Here is an 11,424-nt window from a genome sequence, read left to right as displayed (position 1 = left end):
TGGTGACACAAATGGACGCCAGCAGACAGCTGCCACAAGACAACTCAAGCTATCCTGTGCGCGCTGGTAAAAACACAAAATAACAGATCTGACTACTGGAGCGTCACCCTAATGGATGCACTTATTGCGTATATTGGCACCATAAACGGCATTGTCTGGGGACCAGCAATGCTGGCTCTGCTGGCGGGCACCGGCCTGTATCTGACCCTGGGTCTGAAGCTGATTCCCCAACGCAAGCTGGGCTTTGGCTTCAAGATGCTCTGGAACGGACGGAAAAGTACCGCTGAAGGCGACATCAGCCCGTTTAACGCCCTGATGACCGCACTGTCTGCGACAGTCGGTACCGGTAACATTGCCGGCGTAGCCACCGCACTGTTCTTCGGCGGTCCTGGCGCGCTTTTCTGGATGTGGGCTATTGCAGTAGTCGGCATGGGAACCAAATTCTGTGAGGCAGCTCTGGCTGTCCACTTTCGTGAGAAAGATGCCCTGGGCCATCACGTTGGCGGCCCAATGTATTACATCAAGAACGGACTTGGTCAGAAATGGAAATGGCTTGGCGTGCTTTTTGCGATATTCGGGATGCTTGCCGGCTTTGGTATTGGTAACACCATCCAGTCCAATTCGGTAGCTGATGCGCTGGAAAGCACCTTCGGTATCGCCCCCCTGATGACAGGTATTGTTATTGCCGTTCTGGTAGCACTGGTACTGATCGGTGGCATCAAGCGTATTGGCGATGTTGCCGGCAAACTGGTTCCTATCATGGCCCTGTTCTACGTCGGTGGCGGGCTGATCATTTTGATCATGCACGCCAGTGAACTGCCTGAAGCTTTCGGTCTGATTTTCTACCATGCATTCAACCCTGCAGCCGCGGCCGGCGGATTCGCCGGTGCGACCATCTGGGCGGCCATGCGGTTTGGTATTGCCCGTGGCGTTTTTTCAAACGAAGCAGGTCTGGGCAGCGCGCCCATCGCCCACGCCGCTGCACAGACCAGCAACCCGGTCCGCCAGGGTACGGTTGCCATGCTGGGTACCTTTATCGATACCATCGTCATCTGCTCGATCACCGGCCTGGTGATCATGGTGACTGGTGCCTGGCAAAGTGGCGAGAACGGCGCATCCATGTCGGCCCTCGCCTTCAACATTGGCTTACCGGGGGGCTGGGGTCAGTACATCGTCAGTATCGGCCTGGCAATTTTCGCCTTTACCACCATCATCGGCTGGAGCTTCTATGGCGAGAAATGCACCCAGTTCCTGTTCGGCGAGAAGTCCAACATCCCCTTTCGCATACTCTGGGTTTTGGCGATCCCACTGGGCACCCTGCCGATTGTCGATCTAGGTAGTCTCTGGCTCGTGGCAGACACATTGAACGCAATGATGGCGATTCCGAACCTGATTGCGCTCCTGCTGCTCAGCCCGGTTGTATTCAAGCTGACCCGGGACTACTTCAAAGACCCGGCCAACCTGCTGAAAGACTAGGTAAACCGCCCTGCTCGCCCGCCCTCCAGGCGGGCGTTCTTTGCTCGATAGGGTATACTCGCCGGCTCACGACACTCTCGACGGAGCCCCGCTCATGCCCAACCTGACCCTGGACACCCTGCAACAGACTATCGTGGATGACGTGCGCCGTGCCCTGGCCGAGGATGTGGGTACCGGCGATATTACAGCGGCCCTGATTCCGGCTGAACGTCAGGCCAGCGCCAGCATTCTTACGCGCGAATCAGCCATTCTGTGCGGCACTGCCTGGGCCGACGAAGTATTCCGCCAGGTCGACCCTCAGATCAGCGTCGAGTGGTTGGCCCGCGACGGTGAGCGTATGCAGCCCGATCAAGTGTTCTGCCGCCTGATTGGTCCCGCCAGGGGGCTACTGACCGCCGAACGCAGCGCGATGAATTTCATTCAGACGCTCTCCGCCACAGCGACCCGCAGCCGGTATTTTGCCGATCTGGTAGAGGGCAGTGGCGTCCGCCTGCTTGATACCCGCAAAACACTGCCGGGTCTACGCATGGCCCAGAAATACGCGGTAACCTGCGGTGGCTGTGATAATCACCGAATTGGATTATTCGACGCGTTTCTGATCAAGGAAAATCACATTGCTGCCTGCGGCGGCATTACAGAGGCTATCAGCCAGGCTCGACATCTGGCGCCGGGCAAGCCCGTGGAAGTCGAAGTTGAAAGTCTTGATGAGCTGCGTCAAGCGCTCGAAGCGGGTGCGGATATCATCATGCTTGATGAACTAAGCCACGAAGATATGCGTGAAGCGGTGCGCCTCAGCGCTGGTCGTGCCGCGCTTGAAGCCTCCGGCGGAATCACTGAGAAAACGCTCAGAAGCGCCGCTGATACCGGTGTCGACTTTATCTCGATTGGCAGTATGACCAAGGACATCAAGGCCGTGGACCTATCCATGCGCCTGAGCATGTAATTGAAAAAACCGGCCAAGAGGCCGGTTCTTCTATTACAGGTGCTTACCCTTCAATCGCGCACGTTTTCATACAGCATATAGTGCGACGTCTCATACAAACCCCGGGTCAACGGCAGCAGACGCTGATACTCATCCGGGTACTGGTCCGCCACGTTATCAAGCGGCGTATCGGAATGCAGGTCGTGCAAACTGGGCTCGCTCCCGTCGTAGTTCATCTGCAAGAGGAAATCCTGACTGACGGCACCAATCAACGGGAAGGTACCCTCACGCAATACCAGGGGCACGACTCGCTCGCCTTCCGGGGCAGGCATCAACAGGTCACGACCCATGGTGCGATTGTCGTACTCGAAACCGAGCAGGCCAGTGATGGTAGGAAGCAGGTCAGCCAATCCCACGGCCTCATCGAATTCGCGGGGAGGAAGTAGCTTGGGGGCGTAAATGAACAGCGGCGTATTGTTGCTTTCCAGACCCAGCTGGTCGAAAGCCGGCTTCATGTAATCGATATTGGCAATACGGGTATTGTGATCACCAAAGAGAACAAAAATGGTGTTGTCAAAATATCCGCTTTCTTTCGCCATCTCCATCAATCGTCCGATATTGAAGTCGAGCAAACGCACCGCATTGTACTGGGCTACGCTGCGCGAACCGGCTGCCTGGACCTCCTCCAGACTCGGCTCAAGCACTTCAAACCCGTCGTTTTCCGGTGGAATGGTAAAGGGCCTGTGGTTGCCTGCGGTCTGGATGTAGGCAAAGAAAGGTTCGTCGCTCGGCAGTTCGCGCAATAACTTGTCGGTTTCCTTGAACAGATCCAGATCAGAGATACCCCAGACATCGGCATTACCTGATTGCCAGAAGCCTTCTTCATAAAGCGTCACACCGTCGATGCTCTGCCTTATGAGTCCATTCATGTTGGCCCAGCCGGCACTGCCACCGATGGTATAGATCTTGTTGTAACCTTCCAGCGCATTGACCAGCGTGTGCTGATTGGTAATCAGCGGGTTGCGCGTCGCGGTTTCCGAACGGGACACATCGGGTATACCGGTAATACTCGCCCAGACGGTCTTTGCCGTGCCGGTTACCGGAACGTAGAAGTGCCGGAAGAACCAACTCTCCGAAGCCATTCGATCAAGATTGGGTGTTGGTTTCAGGGGGTTGCCATAAGCTCCTACCGCCGTAGTCCCGAGCGACTCAAGCATAATGAAGATCACATTGGGGCGTTGCATGACGTCCAGCTGGTGCGGTTGCGCAGGCACGTTCCTGTTAAGGGTCAATGCTTCTATATCCGGGTCGTTCACGCCGAGATATTCGCTCACCACCGGATAATATTTGCGCACTTCTTCCAGGTTATAACGCTCCTGGGGAATGGCCATGGTGTCGTAGAAAAAAATCACCGGATTAATACCCAGGGCACCCAACTGACTGTCGCCCGAGAAAAATGCGTCACTCCAGCGCAGCGGAACGGGATTCTCCAGATTGATGTTGCTGAACCGGCCAAGGATCGCCAGGAACACGACGACAACCATCAGGCAGCTACCCCAGACCCGTGAGCCGAGACCAATCCGGGTATCAGCGCGATCGAGCGTTTCCCTTTCCAGACGCAACAATGCCCAGAAGGTTGCTACCAGCATCACCAGCCAGGCCAGAGTAATCCAGATTACCGGATAACTTTCCCAGACCATCTGCTGGGAAATACCTGCGTCCTCGATGAACTTGAGGGCAGAAGCATTCAAACGTACGCCAAGATAGGCGTAATGCCCGAAATCGATGATGTACATGAACAGTAAAACCGCCAGGGCGATCAACAGATAAGCTCGGCTGATCCAGCGCAGCGGCCTGGAACGCAGGCTGTTCCATACTGGCAACCAGGCCAAGAACATCGCCGGAAGCATAAGCAGAATCGCCAGCCTGAGGTCGAAACGCACGCCGATCCCCAGTGTCTCAAGCACCAGTCCCCAGGACTGGTCCACTCCGGGCGTAATCGACGAAAAACCAAACAGAAAGACTGCCCGCAAAGCGACCAGCAGTATAAAAAGAATCACTACACCGCCCAAAAAGTAATGCAGACGACGTGATCGTAACCAGCCCATATTCAGGCTCCTGAAAATTGTAATTGGTCTTGTGGAACTTGCGACGCCCCAAAGGCAGTCAAGTCAAACGTAAATATCCAACGGCCCGTGCAAGGACCTGAGCGCCGGCAATATCTGCGGCCGACTATGAAACAGGCCAAGGCGCTGCGCACTTTAAAGCCGCATACCATTGGAAGGCAACCTGCCAGGCTTTGCGGGCGACAGGGTACAAGGCGACACATCTTAGCCCGTTGCCGCTACTTGCAACTCTATTTTTTGCGGCGAGCGCGCGTAACTCTCAGGGGTTAGCGACAGAGTCCCTTAGGTACATCAGCAGGCGCTCACAGTCAGGAAGATGCAGATCCGCAAGAGCAGGCCAGCCATTGTGCTCGTGCAGCAGACAAGTTCGGCAGCCTGCTGCGCGCCCCGCCTCGAGGTCAAAGCGAAAGTCACCGACCATCACAGCCTCGTGCGGTTCAACCGACCATAGCTCAAGCAGGTGATGGATGCCGGCAGGGTCCGGCTTGGGCAGAGCCTCAGCGCGGCCAAGAATATGCTCGGCCTCGAAGCAGTCGGCGATACCCAATACCTCAAGGGACGAAACGGCTACGGACTGCAGATTACGGGTCAGGATCCCCAGCTGCTTGCCACTATCGCGCAGATGCCTGATGAGGCTTGCCGCACCCGGGGCCGCGGCGACATCTCGGGCCAGACGCAGTTCGATGGCGTCCAGCTGTCTGCTCAATTCGCCGGCCTGAGCCTGGGGCAACGTTTTCAGATAACTCAGAATATCCTCATCGGCCGGAATACCCAATTCCTCGCGGATAGCGACGAAATCATGCTGAGCAAGCGTCAGGGTACCGTCCAGATCGAATATCCATGCCTTGGCCTCACGCATAGATCAACGCTCCACCAGACGCATCAGCGATTCCTGGGTGACTGACGCCACCAGAACGCCGTCGCGAGTGAAGACCTGCCCCCTGGACAGACCACGCGAACCGCTGGCTGAGGGGCTGTCCATCGAATACAACAACCAGTCATCCATACGCAGCGGCTGATGAAACCAGAGCGAATGATCCAGGCTGGCAACCTGCATGTTCCGCGTCCATGAGGAAATGCCGTGGGGAAGCATCGCCGTACCAAGCAGATGAAAATCCGAGGCATAAGCCAGCAGGTACCGGTGTAGCTGCGGATCATCCGGCAGGCGACCATCAGCCCGGAACCACATATGACGCACAGGTTCCGACGCCTTGGGATTGAACGGATTGAAGGTACCAACCGGACGGATCTCGATAGGCTTGTCCACCAGTACCTTTTCGCGCACGTTCTCGTGAATCAGGTGCTGATGGTCTCGGGTAAGCTCCGTCTCGTTGCGCAATTCCTCGGGGGCAGGAACCTCAGGCATCTGCGCCTGATGACTATAACCCTCTTCGTCTCCCTGAAAGGACGAGATCATGGTAAAGATCGGCTTGCCCTTCTGAATCGCCTGCACGCGACGTGTGGTAAAGCTACCTCCGTCACGCAATGGATCAACCTGATAAACGATCGGCAAAGTGGCATCGCCCGGTCGCAGGAAATAGCCATGCACCGAATGCACGTGACGTTCGGCATCTACGGTCTGACTCGCCGCCGACAACGACTGGCCCAACACCTGCCCGCCAAACAATTGTTTGAAGCCCAGGTCCTGGCTCTTGCCACGGAACAGGTTTTCCTCAATTTTCTCCAGCGCCAGCAGGCTAACCAGGTCATCCAGCATTTTGGTCATGGTAAAGGGCTCCTCGACGACAGCCGTCCCTAAGGGCGGCGAACAGGGGGCTGCGACAGTGTGTCGCAAAGCGGGACATTCTAACCGCTAACCTGCAGCTTTTGGTAATGCCTGAACGCTTGTTGGCCCGCGTCCTGGCCCTTCATACTGCCAGCCTACTCACCAAAGGGCCTGTATGCATGGACCTACCCCTTGTTTATCACGCCGATTACAGCTTCGTCTTTCCGGCTGCGCACCGCTTCCCGATGGACAAGTTCATGCTGCTGCACGACCACCTCCGTGCCACGGGCGTACTGCACGAGGGTAATTTGCATCAACCGGAAGTCGCCACCCATGAACTGCTGCGCCTGGCCCACGATGCAGGTTATGTCAGCCGCTTTAGCGCCAACCAACTGGCCCCCGCGGAGCTTCGCCGTATGGGACTACCCTGGAGCGAAGCGTTACTGCAACGCACCACCCGCGCCGTGGGCGGCTCATTACTGACTGCCGAGCTGGCGTTACAGCATGGGTTGGCCTGCCATCTGGCCGGCGGTACACACCACGCACATTATGACTTTGCCTCAGGCTTCTGCATTTTCAACGATCTGGCGATCATCAGTCGGTACCTGCTGGCCAGTGGCAAGGCCGAACGGGTCCTGATCTTTGATTGCGACGTGCATCAGGGCGACGGCACCGCGCGGATTCTGGAAAACGACAGAGAGGCAATTACCGTTTCACTGCACTGTGAAAACAACTTTCCCGCGCGCAAGGCGGCCAGTGACTGGGACATACCCCTACCACGGCAACTCGACGATCAGGGTTATCTGAAAGTGGTGGACGATGTTCTGGGTTATCTTCTGCCCATGTATCAGCCCGATATCGTGCTCTATGACGCCGGCGTGGACGTTCACCGGGATGATGCGCTCGGTTATCTTGCATTAACCGATGCGGGCATCGCCAGCCGCGACCGAATGGTTATCGAACATTGTCTGGGCCGGGATGTTCCGGTTTGCGCTGTGATCGGCGGTGGCTACAGCAAGGATCGCAATGCACTCGCCCAGCGCCATGCTCTATTGCACCATAGCGCTACACAGATTTGGCGCGAACGCGGTTTGGGGTAAACTGGCAGCCCTGCCCACCCCGCAATCCGCCCGACCTCACCGGATCATCCATGCCCGCCAGTTCTGAACCTCTCCCAAGTGTTGCCGTGATCGGCGCCGGTCCTGCCGGCCTGATGGCAGCTGAGACACTAGCTGCCCGCGGCCTGCAAGTAGATGTGTACGATGCGATGCCCTCACCGGGTCGCAAGTTTCTGCTGGCTGGGGTTGGCGGCATGAATATTACCCATTCTGAATCCGTCGAGCATTTTGTCCCCCGTTACCGGGAAGCCAGCCCGTGGGTCGAAACCTGGTTGCAGCAAATGGACCCAGGCCAATTACGCCAATGGGTGCATGGGCTGGGTGTAGAAACCTTTGTGGGTTCCTCCGGACGGGTTTTCCCGGTGGAAATGAAAGCTGCGCCACTGCTAAGAGCATGGCTCAGGCGCTTGCGTGAGGCAGGTGTGCGGCTGCATACCCGGCATCGCTGGACTGGCTGGAGCGAACAGCAGCAGTTGCAGTTCGACGCGCCAACCGGCCCACAACTCAAGACTCATGTGGCGACCATCCTCGCCCTGGGCGGCGGCAGCTGGGCTCGTCTGGGATCAGACGGCGCCTGGGTGAAAACACTGCGTGAAAAGCACATCAATGTGGCAAGCCTGCTGCCTGCCAATTGCGGTTTCGTTGTCAAATGGACCGACTTCCTGTCCGAACGCTTTGCCGGCGCGCCGCTCAAACAGGTGATCGCCACCGTGACCATGTCCAACGGTCAACGGTTGGTAAAACGGGGCGAATGCGTGGTCACCCGCGATGGACTCGAGGGCAGTCTGATCTACGCCCTATCCGCCCCCCTGCGCGATGAGTTGCTTGCCAGTGGAAGCGCCCGCCTCTGGCTGGATTTGGCGCCGGACCGTACCCAGCCGGAACTGGCTGCGCTACTGGCCAGACCGCGCAAGGGGCAATCTCTGGCCTCCGTTCTACGCAAGCGCGCAGGATTTGACCCTCTGAAGACAGCCCTGCTGCATGAATGCCTGGAACAGGCTGTTCTGACCGACCCAGACGCACTGGCACAAGGCATCAAAGCGGTACCCATAACACTGCGGGGTACGCGTCCACTGGACGAGGCTATCAGCAGTGCAGGTGGCATCACCCGCGACGCACTGGACAAACGAATGATGCTGAAAAAGATGCCGGGGGTGTTTTGCGCCGGCGAAATGCTCGACTGGGAAGCGCCCACTGGCGGCTACCTGCTGACGGCCTGCTTCGCCAGTGGTCGCGCTGCCGGCTACGGCGTTGCGGACTGGCTCAACGCTCCAGCTTGACCCCAGAGAGTCGCGGCAACATCCAGCGCTCGAACAGACGCGGAAAGAATCGGGACAGGAACCGGGCACGCCAATCTACATTGGACAAGACCAGCAACCGCTTGCGTTTGACTGCACCCAGATAGATATCATCTGCCACGTCATTGGGCGAAGAGACCTTGAAAGGCGTAACAATGCTTGCCTGATTGATCGAACCATCACCGACTAGCGCATTCTTTCGAATATCCGTAGCGGTGTAGCCCGGACTGACCAGCATCACATTGACACCCTGCTCGCGCACCTCCAGCCGCAAGGTCTCGAATAGACCATGCAAAGCATGTTTGCTGGCGTTATAGGCGCTGCGATACAGAAGCGGGGCAAACCCGGAAATGGAGCTGAGCACAATTATCTGACCCTTGCGCTCAATCAGACTGGGCAATGCATGACGAGTGCAATGCAGGGCACCGAAGTAATTTACCGCCATGATGCGCTGGAAAACGTCGAGATCGGTGTCAGCAAAGTCGCTGCGATGGGTAATGCCGGCGTTGTTGATCAACACATCAACGCCACCAAAATGTTCTATTACCTGGCAGATGGCCTGCTGGCATGCATGGTCATCTGCCACGTCGCAGTGGATGGCAAGAACCTCGGCGTTGATCTTGGTCATCAGCTGCTCGCGAAAGGCAACCAGAGGTTCATCCTGCACGTCGAGTATCGCGATTCTTGCACCCGCCTGGGCAAATCGCAGTGCCAGCGCCCGCCCGATACCTGCGCAGCCGCCAGTCACCACTACTACCTTCTGTTGAAACATCCCTCTGGCCATCACCCGCCTCCCACTGCTTTAGCTCAAAGAGTGGGCCAAAAAGAAGCGCGCTGCAAGAAGATCACTAGGGAGCCAGGCGCTCACGCAGCCATTGTCCGCCGACCAGTCGGTAGCTCAGACGGTCGTGCAAACGGCTGGGACGGCCTTGCCAGAATTCAATCAGTTGCGGTTTCAAACGCAGGCCACCCCAATGTTCCGGACGCGGGGGCGCCTCCAGGGCATATCGCGCCTCCAGCTCGGCCAGCTTGTCTTCCAACACCTGACGGCTGGCAATCACTTCACTCTGGGGCGAGGCCCAGGCACCCAAGCGACTGCCGACCGGGCGGCTGTGGTAGTAGGCATCGGACTCCTCCTCGCTGATGCGCTCTACCTCTCCTTCAATACGCACCTGACGCTCCAGGTCGTGCCACCAAAAGGTCATCGCGGCCTTGGGCTGCTCCAGTAACTGACGGCCCTTGGCACTCTGGTAATTGGTGAAGAACACAAAGCCACGCTCATCAGCGCCCTTGAGCAGAAGCGTGCGCAAATGTGGCTGATTGTCGGTACCGACACTGGCCAGCATCATGGCGTTGGCCTCCGTGGACTCGATCTCCACCGCCTGCTCGAACCAGTTGGCGAACAGACTTAGCGGCTCATCAGGCACGTTGTCCTCAAGTAAACCGTCACGGGTGTAGTTGCGGCGTAGATCAGCAATATCAGGCTTCATCGACAATGTCTCCCAGGTATATTGGGTGCAATCCTAGCACTGCCGATGACGCCTGCATTGATCCCGGACAAGGCTTGTATCAATCCACGCTGCGCAGGCATCGGTAGACTTCACTACTCAAGGCCAGAGCGCGGGGATCCATCAGCACGTAGGGGCCCATCGCGTTGGTTACATAGCCGAAGCCGACCTGAGTCTCAGGATCACAGAAACCCAGACAGCCCCCTGCTCCCGGGTGCCCATAAGCCTGGGGCCCCATACCAAAGCCACCACCCTGGTAATCCTGATCGAGCATCACACCCAGGCCAAAACGGGTCGGCGCCAGCAGCGTGCGATCCATGCCTTGCGAGTGCTCTTGGCGCATCTCTGCGACGAGGTCGGAATCAAGCAGGCGCGCATCATCCAGTTGCCCGCCGTGGGCCATGACCTGCCAGAAGCGTGCCAGAGACCTGGCGTTGCCGGTTCCATTGGCCGAGAGTATCTCGGCCTGTTGCCAGTGCCGCTCGTTGCTGCTCACCATCATGCTCGAGGGGTTACCGAATGCCTTGAAACCCAGACCCTCCGGCTGGCCCATGGAAGCAAAAAGGGCTCGGGCGTATTCGTCTCCGAACTGGTTTCTCAGCCGCGAAACATGGGCAACGCGGGCCAGGTCGCTGTCGGGCACCCCAACGAAGAAATCCATGCCCAGGGGCTGACAGATATGCTCCTGAATATAACGGCCGGGGCGGGTCTCGCTGACACGACGCAGGGGCTCGCCTACCAGCCATGCATAGGTAACCGGGGCATATCCGTGTGTTTCTCCGGGCGTCCACCAAGGGCTCTGGCCAGCCAGAGCGCTGCTCATTGCATCCCAGTCGAACAAAGCCTCGGGCGCAAGGGTTTCGGAAATCGCCGAGAGCCCTGACTGGTGGCTGAGAATCTGCCGCAGGGTAATGTGTTCCTTGCCGGCCTGGGCAAACTCGGGCCAAACGTCGGCCAGGGGCGCATCCAGTCCCAGCTTGCCTGCCTCTACCTGTTGAAGAATAGCCACCGCACCCAAGGGCTTGGTGCAGGAAAACACATTGACCAGAGAATCCTGCTCCCAGACCTGCTGATTGTCCTTGTCGACCACGCCCTGCCATAGATCCAGTACGGTTTCGCCGCCGACGGTGACACAGAGCGCACTGCCACGTGCCTGAGGATCCTGTTGTTGTTCGGCAAATATAGTACGCACGGACTCGAAACGGGGGTCGAAATAGCCCTGGACATTGCTCATGGAAACTCCGTTATTG

The 11,424-nt window shown here is 57.7% G+C and carries 10 protein-coding genes; 4 read left to right on the top strand and 6 right to left on the bottom strand.

What is annotated here, in order from left to right; all coding sequences use genetic code 11:
• The first annotated feature begins 111 nt into the window (after positions 1 to 111).
• Together AAC076_RS03875 and nadC are read left to right on the top strand one after the other, a co-directional pair.
• Positions 112 to 1,476, top strand: coding sequence for a sodium:alanine symporter family protein (locus tag AAC076_RS03875; RefSeq protein WP_339843082.1), 1,365 nt, complete (start codon positions 112 to 114; stop codon positions 1,474 to 1,476).
• A gap of 94 nt (positions 1,477 to 1,570) precedes the next feature.
• Entirely contained in the window at positions 1,571 to 2,419 is an 849-nt protein-coding gene (nadC, locus tag AAC076_RS03870; protein WP_339843081.1) for a carboxylating nicotinate-nucleotide diphosphorylase, read from the top strand.
• 50 nt (positions 2,420 to 2,469) lie between these two features.
• On the opposite strand, the gene AAC076_RS03865 is transcribed toward nadC, so the two are convergent.
• The 3 genes from AAC076_RS03865 to tesB form a co-directional block, all read right to left on the bottom strand.
• On the bottom strand, positions 2,470 to 4,506 hold the full coding sequence (locus AAC076_RS03865) for a sulfatase-like hydrolase/transferase (protein WP_339843080.1): 2,037 nt from the start codon (positions 4,504 to 4,506) through the stop codon (positions 2,470 to 2,472).
• A gap of 277 nt (positions 4,507 to 4,783) precedes the next feature.
• Positions 4,784 to 5,383: an HAD family hydrolase gene (locus AAC076_RS03860; protein WP_339843079.1), complete on the bottom strand. Its 600-nt coding sequence runs from the start codon at positions 5,381 to 5,383 to the stop codon at positions 4,784 to 4,786.
• A 3-nt stretch (positions 5,384 to 5,386) separates the two neighbouring features.
• Positions 5,387 to 6,250 carry an acyl-CoA thioesterase II gene (tesB, locus tag AAC076_RS03855; RefSeq protein ID WP_339843078.1) on the bottom strand — a complete coding sequence of 288 codons (864 nt, stop codon included), beginning with the start codon at positions 6,248 to 6,250 and terminating at the stop codon, positions 5,387 to 5,389.
• A gap of 179 nt (positions 6,251 to 6,429) precedes the next feature.
• Here tesB and AAC076_RS03850 point away from each other — a divergent pair, with 179 nt between their 5' ends.
• Entirely contained in the window at positions 6,430 to 7,350 is a 921-nt protein-coding gene (locus AAC076_RS03850) for a histone deacetylase (RefSeq protein ID WP_339843077.1), read from the top strand.
• 50 nt (positions 7,351 to 7,400) lie between these two features.
• Positions 7,401 to 8,648, top strand: coding sequence for a TIGR03862 family flavoprotein (locus tag AAC076_RS03845; RefSeq protein WP_339843076.1), 1,248 nt, complete (start codon positions 7,401 to 7,403; stop codon positions 8,646 to 8,648).
• On the opposite strand, the gene AAC076_RS03840 is transcribed toward AAC076_RS03845, so the two are convergent.
• The 3 genes from AAC076_RS03840 to AAC076_RS03830 all read right to left on the bottom strand — a co-directional run bounded on the left by AAC076_RS03840 (position 8,632) and on the right by AAC076_RS03830 (position 11,408).
• Entirely contained in the window at positions 8,632 to 9,450 is an 819-nt protein-coding gene (locus tag AAC076_RS03840; RefSeq protein ID WP_339843075.1) for an SDR family oxidoreductase, read from the bottom strand. The genes AAC076_RS03845 and AAC076_RS03840 overlap by 17 nt on opposite strands.
• A gap of 64 nt (positions 9,451 to 9,514) precedes the next feature.
• A complete protein-coding gene (gene pdxH / locus AAC076_RS03835; protein ID WP_339843074.1) occupies positions 9,515 to 10,156 on the bottom strand; it encodes a pyridoxamine 5'-phosphate oxidase in 642 nt (213 codons plus the stop codon).
• A 79-nt stretch (positions 10,157 to 10,235) separates the two neighbouring features.
• Positions 10,236 to 11,408, bottom strand: a complete 1,173-nt coding sequence (locus tag AAC076_RS03830; protein WP_339843073.1) for a serine hydrolase domain-containing protein — start codon at positions 11,406 to 11,408, stop codon at positions 10,236 to 10,238.
• Between the last annotated feature and the right edge of the window lie 16 nt (positions 11,409 to 11,424).

The sequence above is a fragment of the uncultured Halopseudomonas sp. genome (assembly GCF_963977355.1).
In the GTDB taxonomy this organism is placed as follows: Bacteria; Pseudomonadota; Gammaproteobacteria; order Pseudomonadales; family Pseudomonadaceae; genus Halopseudomonas.
The sequence above is the reverse complement of the archived record's forward strand: the minus strand, read 5'-3'. Positions and strand labels throughout refer to the sequence as shown.